A 20,562-nucleotide genomic window follows, 5' to 3' on the forward strand; every position below is an offset into this window, starting at 1 on the left:
CTGACCGGCCGGCGGCGAGGAGCACCGGGTGAAGAACACCGCGTCCTTCCGGGCCTGGTACCGCCCGATGCGGGCCCGCCGGCGCGACGAGGAGCACCGGGCGGCCACCCCGCTGGAGCTCTTCTTCGACCTCTGTTTCGTGGTCGCGGTGGCGCTGACGTCGGAGGGTCTGCACCACAACGTCGCGGAGGGGCACGTCGGGCACGGCCTGATCGGTTACCTGAGCGTCTTCTTCGCGATCTGGTGGGCCTGGGTGAACTTCACCTGGTTCGCCTCCGCCTACGACACCGACGACGACGTCTACCGGCTGACCGTGCTGGTGCAGATCGCCGGGGCGCTGATCCTCGCCTCCGGCGTGCCGCGCGCCTTCTCCGACGGCGACTTCACGACGATCACCTACGGGTACGTCGTGATGCGGCTGGGCTCGGTGGTGAACTGGCTGCGGGCTGCCGGCGGCGACCCGGCGCACCGGGCCACCGCACTGACGTTCGCGATCGGCGTGGGCGTGGTGCAGGCCGGCTGGCTGCTCCGGCTCCTCCTGCCGCACGCCTGGCTCGCGCCCGCGTTCGTGCTGCTGGTCCTCGCGGACCTGCTGGTGCCCGTGCTGGGCGAACGGCGCCGGCAGACCACCTGGCACCCGCACCACATCGCCGAGCGGTACCAGCTGTTCACCCTCATCGTGCTCGGTGAGGTGGTGCTCTCCACGTCGGTGGCGATCCAGCGCGGGGTGGACGCGGGCAACGGGCAGCTGTGGTCGCTCGCCGCGGCCGGCACGCTGATCGTCTTCGCGATCTGGTGGCTCTACTTCGACCGGCCCGACCCGCTGCCGCCCGCGTCGGTGCGCGGGGCGCTGTCCTGGGGCTACGGGCACTACTTCGCCTTCAGCTCGATCGCCGCGGTCGGCGCCGGGCTGGCGGTGGCGGTCGACCACGACCTGCACACCGGGCACGTCTCCGGCCGGGTGGCCGGCTACGCCGTCGCCGTGCCGGTGGCGGTCTTCCTGGTCACGCTCTGGGCGCTGCACCTGCCGGCCAAGCACGGCGCCGGGCTGGTGCTGTTCCCCGGCGCGGCGGCGCTGGTGCTGCTGGCGCCGTGGCTGGTAGCGCCGGTCGACCTGATCGCCGCGGTGCTGGTCGTGCTGGTGGCCGTCACGCTGGTCCTGCGTCACCGCGCGGCGACCAGAATCGCCTGACCAGGGCCTCGAACTCGGCGGCCCGCTCGATCTGCGGCATGTGGCCGGTGTCGCGGAACAGGTGACCCTGCGCCGCGGGCAGCCGGGACCGGGCGTACGAGAGGTGGGCGGTGGGCAGGACCAGGTCCCGGTCGCCCCAGACGACCAGGGTGGGCAGGCCGAGCGCCGCCACCGCGTCGAGCAGTTCGGCCCGCCACTCGGGCCGTACGCCGCGCCAGGTGCCGAGGCTGCGGACCACCTCCAGCAGCACCCGGGCGGCGTGCGGCTGCCGGGCCGCGGCCAGGGCGGTGGCGAGCCGGGCCTCGGTGACGTACGACGGGTCGTGGAAGATGGCCCGCTCGGTGCGGCGGGCGATCGCCGGGTGCGGGCGCAGCAGCAGCCGGGCGAGGGGCCGCACCGCGAGCAGCCGCAACGCGAAGGTGACCTCCCGGCCGAAGCCGGCGCTGTTGACCAGCACGAGGCTGGCCGCCCGGTGCGGCCCGTCGGCGGCGAGCCGCATCGCCACCGCCCCGCCCAGGGAGTTGCCGACCAGGTGGGCCGGACCGGTGACACCGGCCGCGTCGAGGAACTCGGCGACGGCCGCGGCCAGGGTCGGCAGCGTGTGCCGCTCGTCCAGCGGCGTGGAGCCGCCGTGCCCCGGCAGGTCCACGGCGAGCACCCGGTGGTCGCGGGCCAGCCCCGCGTGCACGTCGGCGAAGTCCTCGAGGGTCCGGCCGATGCCGTGCAGGAGCACCACCGGCGGGCCGTCGCCGGCGATCCGGCAGCGCACCCGCCGCCCGGCGACGGTGAGTTCGTCGGCCGGCGGCAGGGCGAGGGTCACGCCGGCCGCCCCGGGTCCGACGGGACCGGTTCGGCGGGCGGCCGCGGGGCCGGCACGGTGGCGGGGCGCGGTCGCATGCCCAGGGCCAGCACCCGTCCGTACCCGGCGGGGGCCACCCGGGCGAGCAGGTCGGGCAGCTTCGCCGACCAGCCGATCAGCACCCGGCCGCGGCGGCGCTCGACCCCGCGCAGGATCACCTCGGCGGCCTTCGCCGGGTCGATGGAGAGCAGCTTCTCGAACTGCCGGCGGCCGGCCTCGTACTCCTCGATCGGGACGCCGCTGCCCACGCGGGCGCTGCTCGCGATCCGGGTGCGGATGCCACCCGGGTGCACCGAGGTGACCCCGACCCCGTCGTCGGCCAGCTCGTGCCGCAGGGCCTCGGTGAAGCCCCGCACGGCGAACTTGCTGGCCGAGTAGGCCGCCTGCCCGGCGGGCGCGATCAGCCCGAAGAGGCTGGACACGTTGACCAGGTGAGCCCCGGGTTCGGCCTTGAGCGCGGGCAGCAGCGCGTGGGTCAGCCGCACCACGGCCCGGAAGTTGATGTCGATGACCCAGAGGAACTCGTCCAGGGTGACCTGGTCGAACCGGCCGCCCAGTGCCACGCCGGCGTTGTTGACCAGCAGCCGGATCCGCGGGTGCGCCGCGAGGATCTCGGCGGCCACACGGTCGGTGGCGCCGGCGTCGGCCAGGTCGACCACGTGGGTCTCGACGCGCCGGTCGGGGTGCGCGGCGCGGATCGCGGCCACCACGGCGGCCAGCCGCTCGGCGTCCCGGTCGAGCAGGACCAGGTCGGCGCCGCGCCGGGACAGCCCGTGCGCCAGGGCCTCGCCGATGCCGCTGGCCGCGCCGGTCAGCACCGCGGTGCCGCCGGGGAAGACGAAGTCACGCATGACGCTCCTCGGGAGTCAGGCGACGGGCGCGGGCCGGTCGGCGACGGTGGCGGGGGTGCCCGCGCGGGAGAAGCGCACGCCGGCGTCGGTGAGCCGCCCGTGCCGCATCAGCAGCACGTCGCGGGGGTAGTTCTGGTGCAGCCGCCAGGGCGCCGCCGGGCCCTGCTTGGGCAACCGGTCGACGGCGCGCAGCACGTAGCCGGACTGCAGGTCGATGATCGGCACGAGCTCGTCGGAGTCCGGGGCGAGCGGCGTGACGATCTGCTGGCCGGTGTCGTCGAGGTGGCGCAGCAGCCGGCAGACGTACGTGGCGACCAGGTCGGCCTTCAGCGTCCAGGAGGCGTTGGTGTAGCCGATGGTCATGGCGAAGTTCGGCACGCCGGAGAGCATCATGCCCTTGTAGGCGACGGTCGAGGCGAGGTCGACCTCGGCGCCGTCCACCGCGAGGGTCATGCCGCCGAGGGCGAGGAGGTTCAGGCCGGTCGCGGTGACCACGATGTCGGCGGGCAGTTCCGCGCCGGAGGTGAGCCGGATGCCCCGCTCGGTGAAGGTGTCGATGGTGTCGGTGACCACCGCGGCTGTCCCGGCGCTGAGGGCGGCGAACAGGTCGCCGTCGGGTACCACGCAGAGCCGCTGGTCCCAGGGGTTGTAGCGGGGCGAGAAGTGCCGGTCGAGGTCGTAGCCGACCGGCAGCCTGCCCCTGGCCGCCCGGCGGAGGAACGTCTTCACGAGGCCCGGTGCGCGCCGGCTGAGCTGGAAGTTGGCCACCGCGAGCGCGACGTTCTTCCAGCGCGTCACCGCGTACGCGGCCTTCGCCGGGAGCCGGCGACGCGCCGCGTCGGCGAACCGGTCGCGGGAGGGCAACGCGATGACGTACGTGGGTGAGCGCTGGAGCATGGTGACGTGGGCGGCCCGTTCGGCCATGGCCGGGACCAGGGTGACCGCGGTGGCCCCGCTGCCGATCACGACCACCCGCTTGCCGGCGTAGTCGAGATCCTCGGGCCAGTGCTGGGGGTGCACGAGCCGGCCGGCGTACCGCTCGACGCCGGGGAACTCGGGTGTGTAGCCCTCGTCGTAGCGGTAGTAGCCGGAGTTGGTGAACAGGAAACCGCAGGTCAGGACCACGTCCTCGCCGGTGTCGTCGCGCCGGGCGTGCACCGTCCAGCGCGCCGTGACGCTGTCCCACTCGGCCCGCAGGGCCCGGTGGTGGAAGCGGATGTGCTGCTGCACGCCGTACTCCCGGGCGGTCTCCCGGACGTAGGACCGGATGGCGTCGCCGTCGGCGATCGCCTTCGGGTTGGTCCACGGCTTGAACGAGTAGCCGAGGGTGAACATGTCGGAGTCGGAGCGGATGCCCGGGTAGCGGAACAGATCCCAGGTGCCGCCGACGGCGCCGCGGGCCTCCAGCACCGCGTACGTCTTGCCGGGGCACTCGCGTTGCAGGTGGACGGCGGCGCCGACGCCGGAGAGCCCGGCACCGACGATGAGGACGTCGACGTGGTCGGAGGCCATGGCATCTCCCGTTCGGCCGGCAGTGGACCGGACACTATCCAGCACCGTCGACGCCAGTCAACACCATGTCGAGTGGAATCGACAGGGTGTCGAACGGGTGTAACATCGGCCGACATGACACCCGCCCGTACGTCGACCGGCAGCGCGCCGACGCGCGGGCGGCGGCCCGGCCGCTCCACCGGCGACGACCGGGAGGTGGCCATCCTCGCCACCGCCGAGCGGCTGCTGGGGCAGCGGCCCTTCGGCGAGATCTCCATCGACGACCTGGCCCGGGGTGCCGGCATCTCCCGGCCCACGTTCTACTTCTACTTCCCCTCCAAGGACGCCGTGCTGCTCACCCTGCTCGACCGGGTGACCGAGGAGGCCGACGCGGCCGCCGGCGACGCGCTGGTCCGGCTCGCCGAGGACCCGCGGGCCCGCTGGCGGGAACTGATCGCCCGGTTCCACGCCACCTTCGGCGGCCACCGCGACGTGGTGCTGGCCTGCGCCCAGGTGCGCGGCACCAACGCCGAGGTGCGCCGGCTCTGGGCCGAGGTCCTGGAACGCTGGGTACGCGCCGTCGAGGCGGCCGTCGAGGGGGAACGCGCGCGCGGCGCGGCCCCGGACGGGCTGCCCGCCCGGGACCTCGCCATCGCGCTGAACTCGATGAACGAGCGGGTGTGGTACGCGACCTTCGCCGGCGACGGGCCGGCCGTGGCCGAGCGGGACGTCGTCGACGTGCTGCTCGACGTCTGGCTGACTGCGATCTACCGGACCACCACCCCGCCGGTCAGCCCGTCCGGGTGAAGTCCATGACCCAGTTCGTCTCCCAGGTGCGCTCGCCGTCGGTCGAGAAGGCCTGCTCCCAGCGGCAGGAGGTGGGCGTGATCCGCGACCAGATGAACCGGCAGCGGATCGCCCGCCCCTCGTCGGTGTCGTCGGCGTAGAAGGTGCCCACCCCGTCGACGAACCGGCCCACCATCGGCGGCTGTTCGAGCACCCCGCGGCGGCTGTTCATCCAGTAGATCGACCACAGCCCGGTCTCCGCGTCGCGGATGCGGACCGTCGAGCCGGAGAAGCCCCGGGTCGGGAACCGGATCTCGTCGAAGCTGCCGGCGCCGTCGAAGAACGAATTGGCCACACTCGTGCCGGGGAACTCGTCCCAGTCGTCGCTGCCCACGTGCCGCTTCCGCAGCCGCCGGTTGGTCACGTCCCAGGTGCCCACGAAGAAGTCGAAGTCGCCCATCAGAAACCCACCTTTCCCTCGGCCCGGTTGTCGGCCAGGTAGCCGGCCAGGTCCGGCCGGTCGGGGGCGAGCACGTGCCGCACCCAGGCCGTCCGCTCGTGCTCCAGCACGCCCAGCTCCCAGACGCACCCGACGCCCGGGCGCTCCAGCGGGACGAAGTGCGCCGGGTCCTCGTCCGGACAGTCCAGCGCGGGCTGACCGGCGATCGCGATCCGGCACTCCACCACGTTGTCGAAGAACCAGCTGTACGCCAGCAGGTACGCGCCGGTGTCCGCGCCCCGGTGGAGCACCACCCAGCCGGCGGGCGGGGTGGTGCCGTCCGGGGCGGGGAGCAGCTTCGGCAGGTACGCGTACGCGGCCTCGACCACCTCCGGTTCGAGGCGGCGGTCCGGCTGGTCGATGTGGTAACGCTTGACGTGCCGGCCGGCGACCTCGACGGTCCCCGGCACGGTCAGTTCCTTGTCGTGGAAAGCCATGTCGGGACGGTAGGACCACTCCCCTGACAGCTAGTGTCAGTGGAATGCGGGCCAGTCGCCTCCTGTCCATCCTGCTGCTGCTCCAGGCCCACGGCCGGCTCACCGCCGCCGAGCTGGCCGACCGGCTGGAGGTCTCGGTGCGCACCGTCTACCGGGACGTCGAGTCGCTGCACGCCGCCGGCATCCCCCTCTACGGCGAGGCCGGGCACGCCGGCGGCTACCGGCTCGTCGACGGGTGGCGGACCCGGCTGACCGGGCTCACCGCCGAGGAGGCCGACCGGCTGCTCTTCGCCGGGCTGCCCGGGCCCGCCGCCGAGCTGGGCTACGAGTCGGTGGTGGCCACCGTGCAACTGAAGCTGCGCGCCGCGCTGCCGCCGCCGCTCGCCGACCGGGCCGCCCGGCTGGAGCAGCGGTTCCACCTGGACACGCCGGGCTGGTACTCCGACGGGGACCCGTCGCCGTACCTGGCGGCCGCGGCCGAGGCGGTGTGGCGGGAGCACCGGATCCGGGTCCGCTACCGCAGCTGGACCGGCGAGGTGACCCGGGTGCTCGAACCGTACGGGCTGGTGCTCAAGGGTGGCCGCTGGTACGTGGTGGCCGCCCGGCCGGACCGGGCCGAGCCGGCCACCTACCGGGTCAACCAGATCCTCGGCCTGACCCCGCTGGACGAGCCGTTCGACCGGCCGGAGTTCGACCTGCCGGCCTGGTGGCGGGCGCACGTGGTCGCCTTCCGGGCCGGGCTGCACCGCGACGAGGCGACCATCCGGCTCTCGCCCCGGGGCCGCGAGCGGCTGCGGGAGGTCGCCAGCGACGCGGTGGTCGCCGCGGTGGACGCCAGCGCCGGCCCGCCCGACGCGGCGGGCTGGGTGCGGGCCACCGTACCCATCGAATCGCTCACCCACGCGCACGGCGACCTGCTCCGGCTCGGCGCCGAGGTGGAGGTCCTGACCCCCGCCGCCCTCCGCGACCGGCTCGCCGAGACCGCCACCGCCCTCGCGGCCCTCTACCACCCGGCCGGGTCAGCGTAGGTCGTGGAGGGTCGTTCCCAGGGCCTGCACGGCGCGGTCGATGTCCGACGGTGGGTTGGCGGCGTAGCCGAGGACCAGGCCGGGGGGTTGCGGGCGCTGGCCGTGCCAGGACAGGGGCTGCACCTTGACGCCGCGGCGTAACGCCGCCGCGGCGAGCGCCGTGTCGTCGACCTCGCCGGGCAGGGTCACCAGCAGGTGCAGGCCCGCCGCCGCGCCGTGCACCACCGCACCGGGCAGGTGCTCGCGGACCGCCCGGATCATCGCGTCCCGGCGGCGGACGTGCCGGCGGCGCAGCAGCCGCAGGTGGCGTTCCAGCGCGCCGGAGTCCATCAGCTCGGCCAGCACCAGCTGCGGCAGGGCGGCGTTGCCCAGGTCGGCCATCCGCTTGGCCGCCACCAGGCCCGCGTGCAGCCGGGGCGGCACCAGCACCCAGCCGATCCGCAGCGCCGGGGCGAGCAGCTTCGAGACGCTGCCGGTGTAGCAGACCGCCTCCGGCAGCATCCCGCGCAGCGCCGGCACCGGCGGGCGGTCGTAGCGGTGCTCGGCGTCGTAGTCGTCCTCGATGACCAGTCCGCCCTGCCGCGCCCAGCGCAGCAGCCGGCGGCGCCGGTCGCCGTCGAGCACCACACCGGTCGGGAACTGGTGCGCCGGGGTGAGCATCACGGCCGGGGCGCCACTGTCGGCCAGCCGGTCGACCCGCAGGCCGTGGGCGTCGACCGGGACCGGTGGGGTGTCCAGCCGCCAGTTGTTCAGGTGCTGGCGTACGCCGAGCGAGCCGGGGTCCTCCACGGCGACCGTGTGCACCCCGTCGGCGTGCAGCACCTGGGCGAGCAGGCCGAGCGCCTGGGACACCCCCGCCACGACCACCACCTCGGCCGGATCGACCCGGATGCCGCGGTAGCGGGCCAGCCAGGTGGCCACGGCGAGCCGCAGCGCGGGGGTGCCGGTCGGGTCGCCGTACCCGAAGGCGGCGGGCGTCAGGCGTTGCAGCACCGCGCGTTCGGCACGCAGCCAGGCCGCGCGGGGAAAGGCCGCCAGATCGGGTACGCCGGGCGTCAGGTCCAGCTCCGCCGGGGCGGTGCGCAGCGCGTCGAAGACGGTGGTGTCCGGCCGCGCGGCGAACACCTCCGGCGGGCGGCGCGGCACCGGCGCCCGGGTGACCACGGCCGCCGGGGTGGCCACCACGACGGTGCCGGCCCGGCCCCGCCCGACCACGTGCCCGTCCTCGGTCAGCCGCTGGTACGCCTCGGTCACCACGCCCCGGGACACGCCCAGCTCGGCGGCGAGCACCCGGCTGGCCGGCAGGCGGGCGCCCACCGGCACCCGGCCGTCGGCGATCGCGGCCCGCAGCCGGGCGGCCAGCCAGTCGGCGCGCCCGCCGGGCGGGGCCTCCCCGACGTCGAGCTGGAGGAAGTCGGCGCCGGCCGTTATGGACCCCTCGACCGCCATCGGTTTGGCACTGCCCATCGGACCATTATGGTCGCAGGCTGGACCGCGTGACCATCACCTTCCTGTTGACCACGCTCGTCGTGGTGATCACCCCGGGCACCGGGGTCGTCTACACCCTCGCCACCGGCCTCTCCGCCGGCCGCCGCGCCGGCCTGGTAGCCGCCCTCGGCTGCACCGTCAGCCTCGTCCCGCACCTGGTCGCCGCCGTGACCGGGCTGGCGGCCCTGCTCCGCGCCGGCACCCCGGCGTTCCGCGTGGTCACCTGGCTGGGCGTCGCGTACCTGCTCTGGATGGCCTGGGCGGCGCTGCGCGACCGCGGCTCGCTGCTGCCGGCCGACGAGCACCGCCCGCCCCGCCCGGCCGGCCGGCTGTTCCGCGACGGGGTGCTGCTGAACCTGCTGAACCCCAAGGTCACCGTCTTCTTCGTGGCGTTCCTGCCGCAGTTCGTCCCACCGGACGCGCCGGACGCGCCGGCCCGGATGCTGGCCTGCGGCGTCGTGTTCATGCTGGCCACCCTGGTGGCCTTCGCCGGATACGCACTGCTGGCCGGCGCGCTGCGCCGCCGGGTGCTGGCCCGGCCCCGGCTGACCGCGCTGCTGCGGCACGGCTTCGCCGGCAGCTTCCTCGCCCTGGGCCTCGGCCTGGCCCTCACCGCCCGATAGGAGTCCTGCCGTGCGCTTCCGCCACTCCCCCGAGATCTGGTCGGCCTTTCCCGAGCTGACCTGCGGTGTCCTGCACGCCACCGGGATCACCCCGGCCGCCGACGTCACCCCGCGGCTCACCCGCTACGCCGACACCGCCCGCGCCCGCCTCGCCGGCGGGACGGAGGGCGGCTTCCCGGAGATCCAGGCCTGGCGGCGCGCCTTCGCCCGAACGGGCTCGCCGCCGACCCGCTACCGGTGCGCGGCCGAGTCGCTGCTGCGCCGGTTCCGCCGCGACGGGGCGCTGCCCCGGCTGCACCCGCTGGTCGACCTGGGCAACGCCCTGTCCCTCGGGTACGCCGTGCCGGTCGCCGTGCTGGACCTCGCCCGGATCGCCGGGGACCTGACCGTGCGGCCGGCGCTCGGCACGGAGACCTACCTGACCCTCGGCGGCGACGAGGAGCATCCGGAGCCGGGTGAGCCGATCTTCGCCGACGCGGCCGGCCGGGCCCACTCCCGCCGCTGGACCCACCGGCAGAGCGGCGCGTCGGCGGTGCGCGCGGAGACCGCCGAGGTGCTGGTGGTGATCGAGGCGATGCACGAGGACGGGCCCCGGGTCGTGCCCCGGATGCTCACGGAACTGGCCGGCGCGCTGGCGGAGGAGTGGGGCGTGCCGGCCCGGACGGCGCTGCTCACCGCCGGGGCGCCGGAGTTCGCGGCGCCCGCCACGCGCACCGCCTGAGGCCCCGGCCCGTCCTGCGGGGTGGTCGCCCCACGCGAGGGGTGCTCCCGGTGGCCGGGCCACCGGGAGCACCCACGCGATCAGGGCAGCTCCGGCGGATCCAGCCAGGCCCAGGTCACGCCGTCGGCGGAGAGCCAGGCGCCCGTGCTGTCCGGCCAGCCGGTCTGCACGTACCCGCCGGGCACCGGGCGCGGGTCGGCCCCCGGGCCCAGCGGGGCGGGACGGAACGTCGCACCGCCGTCGGAGCTGGCGAACATCCGGGGGTCCTCCCGGGCGGAGACGCCGGCCTGGACGACCAGCACCCCGTCGGGCCGTACGGCCGCCCGGACGGTGCGCTCACCGACCTGGGCCGTTCCGGCGGCACGCGCCCAGGTGCCGCCGCCGTCCGCGCTGCGCCAGACCACCAGCGCGCCCCGCACCCGGCCGACCGCGAAGACGGTGCGCCCGTCGTGGGTGGCGACCGCCGGGCCGCCGACGTCGTCGCTGGCGGTGAGGTTGTCCGGGAACTCGTGTCGCGACCAGGTGCGGCCGCCGTCCCGGCTCGTCTCGACGGCGCTGCCGGTCCAGACGATCCGGCCGCCGTCGCCCGTGCGCTGACCGGTCCAGCCGCTGACCCAGATGCCGGCGCTGCCCGGCACGCTCTGCACCACGGCCGCGTTGCGCAGGGCCGACCGCTCGCGGAGCTGGGCGATGTCGCCGGTGGCCGGGTCCACGGCGACGAGCGCCTCGTCACCGGGGCCCGGTTGCCGGCCGAGGACCTGCCAGCCGGCCGGCAGCGCGTCCACCCGCCGCACGGTCACCTCCCGCCAGGTGGTCCCACCGTCGGTGCTGGCGATCCACCGGGCGGACCCGTTGTCCGCGGCGGAGCGGGAGACGTACCAGGCCACCACCGTGCGCGGCCCGGCGGCGCGGAGGTCCACCCCGGCGCCGTGCGGCACCGGCAGCGGACCGGTGCGCCACCGCCGCCCGCCGTCGTCGGTGCCGGCCCAGCGCAGCGGGCACCCCGTGCTGCACTCGCTCCAGCGCAGGTAGACGTGGGTCAGGTCGCCGGCGGCGGGACGGCCGGTCAGGATCCGCGGGCCCGGATCGGCGGTGGGCGTGGCGCCCGGGGTGGCGATGAAGTCCGGGGTGCGGTCCGTGCCGAACCGGACCGGAGGCGGGGCGGAGTCGTCCGGCCGGGTCGCCACGGCGACACCCGAACCGGTGACCAGCAGCGCCACCGTGGCGACGGCGACGATCCGGCGCCGGAGTCGGCGCCGCCGGGCAGCGGCGACGACCTGTGCGAAGTGCGGCTTGAAGCCGGCCTGGGCGGCGGCGTTCAGGCCGGTGAAGTCCAGCTCAGGCATGGCGCGCCTCCCGCTCCGGCCGGGCCGTGGCCGGACCGGCGGGCGCCGGCCGGGGGACGTCGTCCTCGCCGAGGTGCTCGGCGAGCACGCGACGGGCCCGGACCAGGCGCGTCTTCACCGCCTCCACCGAGCAGCCCAGCGCGGTGGCCACCTCGGTCACCGGCAGGTCCGCGAGGTGGTGCAGCACCACGGTCTCCCGGGCCGGTCGGGGCAGCCGCTGCAACGCCGCCACGAGCGCGACGTGGTCCGGGGACAGGGCCGGGCCGCTGGGCTGCGCCGGGTCCAGCCGCCCGGAGCGCACCAGCCCGTGCAGCAGCACCCGGCGACGGTGCCGGGACCGGGCGACGTTCAACGCGACCGTCCGCAGCCAGGCCTCCGGGTTGGCCACCTCACGGAACCGGGCCGGGCGGGCCAGCGCCCGGACGAACGCCTCCTGCACGACGTCCTGCGCCTCCGCGTAGTCGCCGGTCATCGCGTACATCTGGGCCACCAGCCGGGCCGCCGAGGCGGCGTACACCTGTCTGACGTGTTGCTGTGGGTCCACATCGTCCCCTCCCGTGTCGGTCGCTTCGTCCGTACGACCGGCGAGCGGGTGGCGAGGTGACATTCCCGGTGGGTGACGGGTCAGGCGTCGGGGCGGTCCGGCTCGTCGGTCGACATGATCTCGTCGAACTCGGCCGGGGTGATCTCGCCGTTGCGCAGCCGGCGGGCGTTCGCGGCGAACCGGGCCACCGCGGCTCCGCGCGGGTCGGGCGGGGTCAGCAGGCCGGAGTCGGCGGCGAGCGCGGTCGCGGCGTCGGCCACCTGGCGGGGGTCGCCGGTGTCGACCCGCTCGCCGTGCAGCTCGCGCAGCGCGGCGGCGAGCCGGGCGTCGGCCGTGGCGCCGGCGCCCCACCAGCGCCGGGCCAGGTCGACCGTGCGGCCGAGGCTGTCCTCGCCCACCCGCTCGGCCCGCAGCTCGGCCCGCATCATGCGCAGGAACGTGACGGTGACTGCGTCGGAGTCATCGGCGATCATGCCCGCACCCTAGCGACCGGCTGCGACAAACCCGGTGGGCCACCCGGCCGGCGGCGGCATGATCGGGGCATGGAGCGACAACCGGCCCGCGGGCACCGGAACATCCCGCACACCGCCGACGTACGCATCGAGGCGTGGGCGCCGGACCGGGAGGGTTGCGTGGCCGAGGCGGTCACCGCGCTGGTGGAGACCTTCGTGGACACCACGGGGGCGGTCGCCGACGGGGAGACCGGGTTCCGGGTGCCGCCGGGAGCCGACGCGGACCTGCTGGTCGGCGTCCTCGACGAGGTGATCTTCCGGCTGGACACGGCGGACGAGCTGCCGCTGGAGACCGAGGTGCGGGCGGCCGGGGACGGCGGCCTGGCGGTGCGCTGGCGTACCACCGGCACCGACGCGGTCGAGCTGGTCGGCGCGGTCCCCAAGGCGGTGTCGCTGCACGAGCTGAGCTTCACCGAAGGGCCGGACGGCTGGCGGTGCGCGGTGACCCTGGACGTGTGAGCGGGTTCAGCCCTTCACCACGCCCAGCGGCACCAGCCGGGCCACCTTCCGGCACAGGCCGGCCCCCTCGGCCGCCGCGACCACGGCGGTGACGTCCTTGTACGCGGCCGGCATCTCCTCGGCCAGCCCGCGCCGGCTGGCGCCCCGTACGGCGATGTCCTGCGCCTCCAGCTCGCGGCGCGGGTCGTGCCCGCGGACCGCCTTCGTGGCCTGCTTGCGGCTCTGCACCCGGCCCGCCCCGTGACAGGTGGACGCCCAGGCCGGCGAGCCGGCCACGCCGGTGAGCACGTACGAGCCGGTGCCCATCGAGCCCGGGATGAGGACCGGCTGCCCGGCGGGGCGCAGGTCCTCGGGCAGCTCGGGGTGCCCCGGCGGGAGGGCCCGGGTGGCGCCCTTGCGGTGCACGCAGAGCGGGCGGGACGTCCCGTCCACCTCGTGCGTCTCGATCTTGGCGAGGTTGTGCGAGATGTCGTACACGAGGTCGAGGTCGCAGCCGGTGACCCGGGCGAACACCTGCCGGGCGGAGTGGGCGAGCAGCTGCCGGTTGGCCCGGGCGTAGTTGGCCGCCGCGGCCATCGCCCCCAGATAGGCCCGGCCCTCGTGGGACGCCACCGGCGCGCACGCCAGCTGCCGGTCGGGCACGTCGATGCCGTGCCGGGGCATCACCTTCTCCATCTCCCGGACGTAGTCCGTGCAGATCTGGTGGCCCAGCCCGCGCGACCCGCAGTGGATCATGACGCAGACCTGGCCGGCGCGCAGCCCGAAGGCCCCCGCCACGGTCTCGTCGTAGATCTCCTCCACCGCCTGCACCTCGAGGAAGTGGTTGCCCGAGCCGAGGCTGCCCACCTGGCGGGCGCCGCGCTCCACCGCCCGCTCGCTCACCTGGGCCGGGTTCGCGTCGCCCACCGCGCCGTAGTCCTCGCACCGGTCCAGGTCCCGCTGGACGCCGAAGCCGCGCTCGACGGCGTACCGCGAGCCGCCGCGGAGCACCGCGTCGAGTTCGGCCCGGTCGGTCAGGTGCCACACGGCGCCCTTGCCCATGCCGCGCGGGGTGGACTCGCTCAGGCCGTCCATCACGGCGTCCAGCCGCGGGCGCAGCGCGGCCCGGTCCAGGTCGGCGGCGAGCAGCCGCACCCCGCAGGAGATGTCGAAGCCGACCCCGCCGGGCGAGACCACTCCCCCGGCCTCGACGTCGGTGGCGGCCACCCCGCCGATGGGGAAGCCGTAGCCCCAGTGCACGTCCGGCATGGCGTAGGAGGCGCCGACGATGCCCGGCAGGGTGGCCACGTTCGCCACCTGCTCCAGCGACTTGTCCGCCCCGGCGTCGGGGAGCAGGTCGCGGGACGCGAAGACGACGCCCGGCACCCGCATCGGGTCGTGCCGGTCGATCCGGAACCGGTACGGCGACTCCTCGACCAGGTCCATCCCGCCCGGCTACCCCGGCCCGGACCGGTTACACGCGGTCCGGTTCCCTTCCGCCCGGTCCGGGTAGTGCGCCTGCATGCCCCAGCGATACGAGAACTACGACCGGATCGCCGTCGTCACCGGCGCGGACTCCGGCATCGGCAAGGCGTGCGCCGTCGCGCTCGCCGAGGCCGGCTTCGACATCGGCATCACCTGGTACGGCGATCCGGACGGCGCCGAGCGCACCGCCGGGGAGGTACGCGCGACCGGCCGCCGCTGCGAGGTGGCCGAGATGGACCTGACCCGGCTGCCCGCGCAGGCCGCGGTCGTCGACGACCTGGCCGACCGGCTCGGCGGGCTCGGCGTGCTGGTCAACAACGCCGGCACCGGGCTGGCGACTCCCTTCGTCGACGTGGCCTGGGAGAAGTGGCGGGAGGTGCTCGCCGTGGACCTGGACGGGCCCTTCCTGTGCTCCCAGCGCGCCGCGCGGCGGATGCGGGCGGCCGGCCGGGGCGGCCGGATCATCAGCATCACCAGCGTGCACGAGCACGCCCCGCGGGTCGGCTCGTCGGCGTACTGCGCGGCGAAGGGCGGGCTGGGACTGCTCACCAAGGTGATGGCGCAGGAACTGGCGGCCGACGGGATCACCGTGAACGCGGTGGCCCCTGGCGAGATCGCCACCCCGATGACCGGGCAGGAGGACGTGGACCCGTTCACCGAGGAGCGCCCCGGCGTGCCGGTGGGGCGGCCCGGGGACGCCCGGGAGGTGGCGGCCGTGGTGGCGCTGCTCGCCTCACCGGCGGCCGCGTACGTGACCGGGGCGTCCTGGCCGGTGGACGGCGGGATGCTCATGATGGGACCGCAGGCGTCGTCCCTGCCGGACGACACCTGGCGCTCGGTCTGAGGGTCGTTGTCACACCCCCGGTCAGCCGCGGGTGAAGGGTGTAACACTTCGTGACGCTGCGCGTTCACACCGTCCACTTAGGGTTCTCGTCGGCCCGGTCACACGACGGTCCGGGCCGACGCCCGGCCCCGACCCCGGGGTCCCGACGGAAGGACGACGCATGCCCTTCGCCCGACGTACCGCCGCGCCGGCGCTGGCCGCCGCGCTCACCGGCCTCGCCGTGTTCGCCGCCCCCACGGCGGCCGGCGCGGCCCCCCGCCCCGGCCCCGAAACGCCGTCGGCGCTGCTGCTCACCGTCGACGCCGGCGGCGGCGACGTCCGCGCCACGGTGCTGGTCTGCGGCCCGGCCGGCGGGCTGCACCCCGACCCGGCGACCGCGTGCCGGCTCGTGGCCCGTGTCGACGGGCACCTCGACGCGCTCGAGGTGCAGCCGGGCCCGTGCACCCGGGAGTACGCGCCGGTGACCGCCCGCGCCGTGGGCTTCTGGCAGGGCCGGCCGGTCACGTACACCCGGACCTTCGACAACGGGTGCCACCTGCGGCGCGGCACCGACGTGCTGTTCGACTTCTGAGCCGCCGGGGGCGCGGCGCCCACGCCGCGCCCCCGTCACACCCGCGCGCCCCGCCGGGTGGGCCGGGCGGACCCGGGCGGACAATGGCCACGGGTGCGAGGGTCGCGCCCGGCGGTGACGGGCGGGAGGCCGGGCGGCGTGTCCGAGGCGGTGGACCAGCAGGTGGCGGGCGGTGCCCGGGAGCTGCGCGCCGACTGCGCGCGCTGCGTCGGGATCTGCTGCGTCGCGCCCGCGTTCGCCGCCTCCGCCGACTTCGCGATCGACAAGCCCGCCGGGCGGCCCTGCCCGAACCTGGGCGCCGACTCCCGCTGCGGCATCCACCGGGACCTGCGCCGGCGCGGCTTTCCCGGCTGCACCGTCTTCGACTGCTTCGGCGCGGGCCAGCACGTCGCCCAGGGCACCTTCGGGGGGCGGGACTGGCGGGACGACCCGGCGACCGCGCGGCGGATGTTCGACACCTTCGCGGTGATGCGGCCGCTGCACGAGTTGCTCTGGTATCTGACCGAGGCGCTGGCGCTGACCCCGGCCGGCCCGCTGCGGGACGACCTGGCCGCCGCCCTCGCCGAGACCGGGCGGCTCACCGACGGCACCCCGGAGGAGCTGCTCGCCGTCGACGTCGACGCGCAGCGGGAGCGGGTCAACCGGCTGCTGTCCCGGGCCGGCGAGCAGGCCCGCGCCGGCCGGGCCGGTGCGGACCGGCGCGGCGCCGTGCTGATCGGCGTGGACCTGCGCCGCGCCCGCCTGGCCGGCGCGAACCTGCGCGGGGCGTGCCTCATCGGCGCGGACCTGCGCGGGGTGGACCTCGGCGCCGCCGACCTGACCGGGGCCGACCTGCGTGGCGCGGACCTGCGCGGCGCCGATCTGGGCGGCTGCCTGTTCGTGCACCAGTCCCAGCTCGACGCGGCCCGCGGCGACGACCGCACGGTCCTGCCGCCCGGCCTGCGCCGGCCGGCGCACTGGTCGCTGACCGTCACCCCGGCCGGTTCGGCCGGGGCCACCCGGTCGTCCGGGGCCACCCGGTCGTCCGGTGGGCGGCCGGCGGGCGGCCGCTCCGGGGGCCGGCGCCGCCGCTGACGACACTCCCGCCCGCCGCGGCCGGACGGCCGGGTTTCGTGGCACCCGGGCCGGGTAGGCGGCGTCACCGCGCGACGGACGGGAGGCGGACCGGTGAAGCCCGAGACACGGCCAGTGAAATACGAGACACGGCAGAGCAGGCAGCCGGTCGACCCGGCGCACGCCGAGGACGAGGCCGGCCAGGCCCGGCTGGTCCAGGTGGAGGCGGACACGGACGTGCCGGCACCCGAGCCGGGCGCGCCGAAACCGGACGAAGTGACCGAGGACGACGGTTCCGGCGTGGCGGGCGGGGCGTCGGGCAGCAGCTCCGGCGGCTCCTCGATGCCGACCCACCCGGACGCGGCCCGCTGAGCGTTTGCCCCCGGCCGGGGCGGGCAGGAGTGCCACATGACGAGTGAAGAGTCCTTCGGACGCGCCAGCACCGACGAGCCGGACGGCGCGACCGCGTACGAGGCGTCGCTGCGCCCGCCGGGCGAGTCCCTGCACACCACCGACGACACCGGTGACGACTTCGCCGACCTGCCGGCCGAGGACCGCCGCTCGGCACGGGAGATCAGCCGGGCCGGCTACGACGTGGCCGAGGTCTCCGGCACCGCCGACCCGGCGAACGAGCCCGAGGAGATCGAGGAGGGCCGCCCGGAGCGGTAGGCGGACCCGCCGTCACGGCGCCGCGGCTCAGCGCGCGGCCACCGCCGCGGCCCGCGCCTCGGCCATGCCCCGGTTGGCCAGCGCGTCGGCCCGCTCGTTCTCCGGGTGCCCGTTGTGGCCCTTCACCCACAGCCAGGTCACGTCGTGCCGGGCGCAGGCCGCCTCCAGCCGCTGCCACAGGTCGGCGTTCTTCACCGGCTGCTTCGCCGCGGTCAGCCAGCCGTTGCGCTTCCACGAGGCCAGCCAGCCGGTGATGCCGTTGCGGACGTACGTGCTGTCGGTGTGCAGCCGCACGGTGACCGGACGGGTCAGGCTCTCCAGCGCCCGGATCGCGGCGGTCAGCTCCATCCGGTTGTTCGTGGTCGGCGCGGCCTCGCCGCCGCACAGCTCGCGCTCGTGCCCGCCCCAGCGCAGCAGCACACCCCACCCACCGGGGCCCGGGTTGCCGCTGCACGCGCCGTCGGTCCAGATCTCCACGACCCCGCCGGTCGCCGCCTCCGCCATGCCGGCAACCTACCCGGTACGGCCCGCCGCGGGACCAACCGCCCCACCGGCGACCGGCGGCGGAAAACCCCACGACGCCCACCCGGCCGTCTGGCAGGGTCCCTGATCATGGACGGGCGATGGGACGGCCTGCGGGCCGAGGTACACGCGGCAGTCGGCGAACTCGTCACCTCCGGGCGCGAGGCCGGGGTGCAGGTGGCCGCCTACCTGGCCGGCGCGCCGATCGTCGAGGAGCAGGCCGGGCTCGCCGACACCACCACCGGCCGGCCCATGACCGCCGGCACGCCGGTGCACGCCGTGTCCACCGGCAAGGGGCTCACCGCCACCGTGGTGCACACGCTGGCCGAACAGGGACGGCTCGACTACGACCTGCGCGTCGCCGAGGTGTGGCCGGAGTTCGCCCGGCACGGCAAGGACGGCATCACGCTGCGGCACGCCCTCACCCACACCGCCGGGCTGCCGGCCCTGCCCGCCGACGTCACCCCGGCGGACTTCGCCGACTGGGACCGGATGTGCGGGCTGCTCGCCGACGCGCGGCCGCTCTGGGCTCCGGGCGAGCGGCTGGCGTACCACGCCTGGACCTTCGGCTGGCTGGTCGGCGAGGTGGTCCGGCGGGTCACCGGCAAGCCGGTCTCGCAGGTGCTCGCCGAGGAGGTGGCCGGGCCGCTCGGCGTGACCGGCGAGCTGTTCCTCGGCGTGCCGGAGGTCGACCTGCCCCGGCTGGCCCGGCTGGAGGACGCCGGCCTGGCCGCCCTCATGACGTACGCGAGCGCGAACCTGCCGAACTTCGACGCGGTGGCCCCGGCGCACGTCCGGCCCGACGCGACCACCGGCAGCCGGCCCGAGGTGCTGCGCGCCGACGTGCCGGCGGTCGGCACGATGTCGGCCCGGGCGGTGGCCCGGATGTACGCGGCGCTGCTCGGCCCGGTCGACGGGGTCCGGCTCGTCGGCCCGGACCGGCTCCGCGAGGTGTCCGCGCCGGCCGTGCGCGCCGAGGAGTGGGTGTTCGGGCAGGAGGCGACCTTCGGTCTCGGCTACGCCGTGGACGCCGACGGGTCGTTCGGCACGGCCGGCAGCGGCGGCAGCCTGGCGTTCGCGTACCCGGAACTGGGGTTGACCGTGGCGGCCGTGCGCAACCGGCTCGGCGCGGGCGACGGCGACCCCATGGAGGGCCTGCGGGTGCTGGTCCGCGACCGGGTCGCCGCGGAACTCGGCCGCTGAAGGCGCAGCCCGGGCCGGACATCGCGGTGCTGGGCAGCGGTGCGCTGGTCCGGTCGCTGCGGTTGACCGACAGCGTCACGACCACCATCGGGGTGGTGATCGCCCGCTACGAGCCGGCCTGACCGGCCGCGCGCGGGCCGGCCTCCGGCACCGGGGTGGCGGCCGGATCGCGGCGCAACCGGGCGCGCAGCCGACCGGCGGCGTCGCCGAGGACCGCGCCGGTCATCGGCAGCAACGGACTCGACCGCATGACCGCCAGGTCCTCGGCCGGCGAGGTCGTCCCGTCGAGGAAGCGCAGCACCCGTTCCGGCGGGTTGCGGTCGAAGAGCCGCTCGAAGAACGCCACCCCGCCGACGTGCCCCCGGTCCAGGGCGCGCAGCGCCACCGCGTCCATCCACCGGTGCCGCCCCGGGTACGCGGGCGCGGGCACCGGCGGCCGGCCCGCCGCCACGGCCCCGGCCACCTGCTCGGCCTGCCGGAGCATGGCCGAGAACGTGAACCCGGTGGACGGGCGGGTGGCGCCACCGGCGGTGCCGAGCCGGACCACCCGCGGCGAGGGGCGGGCCACGAACGGGCCGTCGGTCATCGGGATCACCCCGTTCTCCACCTCCCGCACCCGCAGCGCGGTCAGGTCCAGGCCGAGCAGGCCGGCGTACCCGCGCAGCGCCGCGTCGTAGCCGGCGTCGGTGAGCAGGGCGGGGCCGAACTCGGTGTACTCGACCAGCGCGTACCGGTCGTCGACCGGCAGCACGTAACCGAAGGAGACGCCCCGGTCAGGCTGCGGGGTGCGGAAATCCATGAGCACCGCCCGGCCCGGGTCGAAGGTGGGCCGGTCGGCCGCCAGCCACCAGCCCCGGAAGTGCTGCAACCAGCTCGTCCGCCCGGGCCGGGCCGGCGGGCGGGGACGGGAGTCCAGCACCCAGCCGGCGCGCACCAGCGGCCGCCCCTCCGGGTCGTGGACGGTCACCCGGTCACCGTCGTCGACGAGAGCCCCGGCCGGCGCGCCGATCCGCACGGCGCCCAGCCGCCGCTCGGCCGCGGCAGCCCGGTCGTAGACCGGGGCCGAGCGGAGCATGGCGTACCGGAGCGGGGCGAGCGGCAGGACGCGGCGGCCCGCGGGCGTGACCACGTCGACCCGCGACCAGCTCGCGCTGAGCAGCGGTTCGAGGTCACCGCCCGGCGCGCCCCAGAACGCCCAGGTGCGGTCCTGGCCGCGCTTGCGCACCGGGTCGACCACGGCGACCCGCAGGCCGGTCAGGTCGTGCCGGTCCAGGGCGGCCAGCACCAGCGACGCGGCGCCGCCACCGCCGACCAGCGCGAGGTCGGCCTCGACCGGGGTTGGCTGCACCCGCCCACGCTGCCACACCCCCCGGTGGCCCGTCGCCCGGGACCCGCCGTCC

Annotated in this window: 24 protein-coding genes; 12 read left to right on the forward strand and 12 right to left on the reverse strand. The window is 76.1% G+C overall.

Annotated features, from left to right (window positions below; all coding sequences use genetic code 11):
* Positions 1–28: 28 nt before the first annotated feature.
* Positions 29–1,192, forward strand: coding sequence for a low temperature requirement protein A (locus GCE86_RS11620; RefSeq protein ID WP_244317267.1), 1,164 nt, complete (start codon positions 29–31; stop codon positions 1,190–1,192).
* Here GCE86_RS11620 and GCE86_RS11625 read toward each other — a convergent pair.
* The 3 genes from GCE86_RS11625 to GCE86_RS11635 are packed head-to-tail and all read right to left on the reverse strand — an operon-like array spanning position 1,149 to position 4,414.
* Positions 1,149–2,012, reverse strand: coding sequence for an alpha/beta fold hydrolase (locus tag GCE86_RS11625; RefSeq protein WP_154226960.1), 864 nt, complete (start codon positions 2,010–2,012; stop codon positions 1,149–1,151). The genes GCE86_RS11620 and GCE86_RS11625 overlap by 44 nt on opposite strands.
* Complete coding sequence (locus GCE86_RS11630; RefSeq protein ID WP_154226961.1) at positions 2,009–2,902, reverse strand: SDR family NAD(P)-dependent oxidoreductase; 894 nt, start codon at positions 2,900–2,902, stop codon at positions 2,009–2,011. Before GCE86_RS11630 ends, GCE86_RS11625 begins: the two co-directional genes overlap by 4 nt.
* Before the next feature lie 15 nt (positions 2,903–2,917).
* A complete protein-coding gene (locus GCE86_RS11635; RefSeq protein ID WP_154226962.1) occupies positions 2,918–4,414 on the reverse strand; it encodes a flavin-containing monooxygenase in 1,497 nt (498 codons plus the stop codon).
* Between the two features lie 114 nt (positions 4,415–4,528).
* Here GCE86_RS11635 and GCE86_RS11640 point away from each other — a divergent pair, with 114 nt between their 5' ends.
* A complete protein-coding gene (locus GCE86_RS11640; RefSeq protein WP_154226963.1) occupies positions 4,529–5,200 on the forward strand; it encodes a TetR/AcrR family transcriptional regulator in 672 nt (223 codons plus the stop codon).
* Here the strand turns inward: GCE86_RS11640 and GCE86_RS11645 are convergent.
* Positions 5,184–5,639 carry a hypothetical protein gene (locus GCE86_RS11645; protein ID WP_154226964.1) on the reverse strand — a complete coding sequence of 152 codons (456 nt, stop codon included), beginning with the start codon at positions 5,637–5,639 and terminating at the stop codon, positions 5,184–5,186. The two genes, GCE86_RS11640 and GCE86_RS11645, sit on opposite strands and share 17 nt — an antisense overlap.
* On the reverse strand, positions 5,639–6,115 hold the full coding sequence (locus GCE86_RS11650; RefSeq protein WP_154226965.1) for a hypothetical protein: 477 nt from the start codon (positions 6,113–6,115) through the stop codon (positions 5,639–5,641). The genes GCE86_RS11645 and GCE86_RS11650 overlap by 1 nt, the downstream gene beginning before the upstream one ends.
* A 44-nt stretch (positions 6,116–6,159) precedes the next feature.
* On the opposite strand from GCE86_RS11650, the gene GCE86_RS11655 reads away from it, so the two are divergent.
* Positions 6,160–7,143 carry a helix-turn-helix transcriptional regulator gene (locus GCE86_RS11655; protein WP_154226966.1) on the forward strand — a complete coding sequence of 328 codons (984 nt, stop codon included), beginning with the start codon at positions 6,160–6,162 and terminating at the stop codon, positions 7,141–7,143.
* Here the strand turns inward: GCE86_RS11655 and pdxR are convergent.
* A complete protein-coding gene (gene pdxR / locus GCE86_RS11660; RefSeq protein WP_154226967.1) occupies positions 7,135–8,610 on the reverse strand; it encodes a MocR-like pyridoxine biosynthesis transcription factor PdxR in 1,476 nt (491 codons plus the stop codon). The genes GCE86_RS11655 and pdxR overlap by 9 nt on opposite strands.
* Positions 8,611–8,639: 29 nt before the next feature.
* On the opposite strand from pdxR, the gene GCE86_RS11665 reads away from it, so the two are divergent.
* On the forward strand, positions 8,640–9,254 hold the full coding sequence (locus GCE86_RS11665) for a LysE family translocator (protein WP_154226968.1): 615 nt from the start codon (positions 8,640–8,642) through the stop codon (positions 9,252–9,254).
* A gap of 10 nt (positions 9,255–9,264) precedes the next feature.
* Positions 9,265–9,975: a B3/B4 domain-containing protein gene (locus tag GCE86_RS11670; protein ID WP_154226969.1), complete on the forward strand. Its 711-nt coding sequence runs from the start codon at positions 9,265–9,267 to the stop codon at positions 9,973–9,975.
* An 80-nt stretch (positions 9,976–10,055) separates the two neighbouring features.
* Here GCE86_RS11670 and GCE86_RS11675 read toward each other — a convergent pair whose 3' ends face one another.
* The 3 genes from GCE86_RS11675 to GCE86_RS11685 all read right to left on the reverse strand — a co-directional run bounded on the left by GCE86_RS11675 (position 10,056) and on the right by GCE86_RS11685 (position 12,338).
* Positions 10,056–11,321, reverse strand: a complete 1,266-nt coding sequence (locus GCE86_RS11675) for an exo-alpha-sialidase (RefSeq protein ID WP_154226970.1) — start codon at positions 11,319–11,321, stop codon at positions 10,056–10,058.
* Positions 11,314–11,865 (reverse strand): RNA polymerase sigma factor, encoded by a 552-nt coding sequence (locus GCE86_RS11680; protein ID WP_244317268.1) that lies wholly within the window; start codon positions 11,863–11,865, stop codon positions 11,314–11,316. Before GCE86_RS11680 ends, GCE86_RS11675 begins: the two co-directional genes overlap by 8 nt.
* Positions 11,866–11,945: 80 nt before the next feature.
* On the reverse strand, positions 11,946–12,338 hold the full coding sequence (locus GCE86_RS11685; RefSeq protein WP_154226972.1) for a hypothetical protein: 393 nt from the start codon (positions 12,336–12,338) through the stop codon (positions 11,946–11,948).
* Positions 12,339–12,407: 69 nt separating this feature from the next.
* Here GCE86_RS11685 and GCE86_RS11690 point away from each other — a divergent pair, with 69 nt between their 5' ends.
* Positions 12,408–12,836, forward strand: a complete 429-nt coding sequence (locus GCE86_RS11690; RefSeq protein ID WP_154226973.1) for an archease — start codon at positions 12,408–12,410, stop codon at positions 12,834–12,836.
* Positions 12,837–12,842: 6 nt separating this feature from the next.
* Here GCE86_RS11690 and GCE86_RS11695 read toward each other — a convergent pair whose 3' ends face one another.
* Complete coding sequence (locus GCE86_RS11695) at positions 12,843–14,261, reverse strand: RtcB family protein (RefSeq protein WP_154226974.1); 1,419 nt, start codon at positions 14,259–14,261, stop codon at positions 12,843–12,845.
* Between the two features lie 76 nt (positions 14,262–14,337).
* Here GCE86_RS11695 and GCE86_RS11700 point away from each other — a divergent pair, with 76 nt between their 5' ends.
* The 5 genes from GCE86_RS11700 to GCE86_RS11720 all read left to right on the forward strand — a co-directional run bounded on the left by GCE86_RS11700 (position 14,338) and on the right by GCE86_RS11720 (position 17,437).
* Positions 14,338–15,144 (forward strand): SDR family oxidoreductase, encoded by an 807-nt coding sequence (locus GCE86_RS11700; protein ID WP_154226975.1) that lies wholly within the window; start codon positions 14,338–14,340, stop codon positions 15,142–15,144.
* A 160-nt stretch (positions 15,145–15,304) separates the two neighbouring features.
* On the forward strand, positions 15,305–15,715 hold the full coding sequence (locus GCE86_RS11705) for an SSI family serine proteinase inhibitor (RefSeq protein ID WP_154226976.1): 411 nt from the start codon (positions 15,305–15,307) through the stop codon (positions 15,713–15,715).
* Between the two features lie 138 nt (positions 15,716–15,853).
* Positions 15,854–16,789, forward strand: a complete 936-nt coding sequence (locus GCE86_RS11710) for a pentapeptide repeat-containing protein (RefSeq protein ID WP_244317269.1) — start codon at positions 15,854–15,856, stop codon at positions 16,787–16,789.
* A gap of 114 nt (positions 16,790–16,903) precedes the next feature.
* Positions 16,904–17,140 carry a preprotein translocase YidC gene (locus GCE86_RS11715; RefSeq protein WP_091259783.1) on the forward strand — a complete coding sequence of 79 codons (237 nt, stop codon included), beginning with the start codon at positions 16,904–16,906 and terminating at the stop codon, positions 17,138–17,140.
* A gap of 36 nt (positions 17,141–17,176) precedes the next feature.
* Positions 17,177–17,437 (forward strand): hypothetical protein, encoded by a 261-nt coding sequence (locus GCE86_RS11720; RefSeq protein WP_154226977.1) that lies wholly within the window; start codon positions 17,177–17,179, stop codon positions 17,435–17,437.
* A 27-nt stretch (positions 17,438–17,464) separates the two neighbouring features.
* Here the strand turns inward: GCE86_RS11720 and rnhA are convergent, their stop codons facing one another.
* Positions 17,465–17,941 (reverse strand): ribonuclease HI, encoded by a 477-nt coding sequence (rnhA, locus tag GCE86_RS11725; RefSeq protein ID WP_154226978.1) that lies wholly within the window; start codon positions 17,939–17,941, stop codon positions 17,465–17,467.
* A 108-nt stretch (positions 17,942–18,049) separates the two neighbouring features.
* Here rnhA and GCE86_RS11730 point away from each other — a divergent pair, with 108 nt between their 5' ends.
* Complete coding sequence (locus tag GCE86_RS11730; protein ID WP_239543521.1) at positions 18,050–19,162, forward strand: serine hydrolase domain-containing protein; 1,113 nt, start codon at positions 18,050–18,052, stop codon at positions 19,160–19,162.
* Positions 19,163–19,268: 106 nt separating this feature from the next.
* On the opposite strand, the gene GCE86_RS11735 is transcribed toward GCE86_RS11730, so the two are convergent.
* Positions 19,269–20,528 (reverse strand): lycopene cyclase family protein, encoded by a 1,260-nt coding sequence (locus GCE86_RS11735; protein ID WP_154226979.1) that lies wholly within the window; start codon positions 20,526–20,528, stop codon positions 19,269–19,271.
* Between the last annotated feature and the right edge of the window lie 34 nt (positions 20,529–20,562).

The organism is Micromonospora terminaliae (genome assembly GCF_009671205.1).
GTDB lineage: Bacteria > Actinomycetota > Actinomycetes > Mycobacteriales > Micromonosporaceae > Micromonospora > Micromonospora terminaliae.

What these genes read in the sequence shown, in the direction of transcription:
- GCE86_RS11630 (WP_154226961.1), bottom strand. Translation starts at nt 2,902, where the DNA reads ATGCGTGACTTCGTCTTCCCCGGCGGCACCGCGGTGCTGACCGGCGCG.
- GCE86_RS11635 (WP_154226962.1), bottom strand. Translation starts at nt 4,414, where the DNA reads ATGGCCTCCGACCACGTCGACGTCCTCATCGTCGGTGCCGGGCTCTCC.
- GCE86_RS11640 (WP_154226963.1), top strand. Translation starts at nt 4,529, where the DNA reads ATGACACCCGCCCGTACGTCGACCGGCAGCGCGCCGACGCGCGGGCGG.
- GCE86_RS11645 (WP_154226964.1), bottom strand. Translation starts at nt 5,639, where the DNA reads ATGGGCGACTTCGACTTCTTCGTGGGCACCTGGGACGTGACCAACCGG.
- GCE86_RS11650 (WP_154226965.1), bottom strand. Translation starts at nt 6,115, where the DNA reads ATGGCTTTCCACGACAAGGAACTGACCGTGCCGGGGACCGTCGAGGTC.
- GCE86_RS11655 (WP_154226966.1), top strand. Translation starts at nt 6,160, where the DNA reads ATGCGGGCCAGTCGCCTCCTGTCCATCCTGCTGCTGCTCCAGGCCCAC.
- pdxR (WP_154226967.1), bottom strand. Translation starts at nt 8,610, where the DNA reads ATGGGCAGTGCCAAACCGATGGCGGTCGAGGGGTCCATAACGGCCGGC.
- GCE86_RS11675 (WP_154226970.1), bottom strand. Translation starts at nt 11,321, where the DNA reads ATGCCTGAGCTGGACTTCACCGGCCTGAACGCCGCCGCCCAGGCCGGC.
- GCE86_RS11685 (WP_154226972.1), bottom strand. Translation starts at nt 12,338, where the DNA reads ATGATCGCCGATGACTCCGACGCAGTCACCGTCACGTTCCTGCGCATG.
- GCE86_RS11690 (WP_154226973.1), top strand. Translation starts at nt 12,408, where the DNA reads ATGGAGCGACAACCGGCCCGCGGGCACCGGAACATCCCGCACACCGCC.
- GCE86_RS11695 (WP_154226974.1), bottom strand. Translation starts at nt 14,261, where the DNA reads ATGGACCTGGTCGAGGAGTCGCCGTACCGGTTCCGGATCGACCGGCAC.
- GCE86_RS11700 (WP_154226975.1), top strand. Translation starts at nt 14,338, where the DNA reads ATGCCCCAGCGATACGAGAACTACGACCGGATCGCCGTCGTCACCGGC.
- GCE86_RS11705 (WP_154226976.1), top strand. Translation starts at nt 15,305, where the DNA reads ATGCCCTTCGCCCGACGTACCGCCGCGCCGGCGCTGGCCGCCGCGCTC.
- GCE86_RS11720 (WP_154226977.1), top strand. Translation starts at nt 17,177, where the DNA reads ATGACGAGTGAAGAGTCCTTCGGACGCGCCAGCACCGACGAGCCGGAC.
- rnhA (WP_154226978.1), bottom strand. Translation starts at nt 17,941, where the DNA reads ATGGCGGAGGCGGCGACCGGCGGGGTCGTGGAGATCTGGACCGACGGC.
- GCE86_RS11730 (WP_239543521.1), top strand. Translation starts at nt 18,050, where the DNA reads ATGGACGGGCGATGGGACGGCCTGCGGGCCGAGGTACACGCGGCAGTC.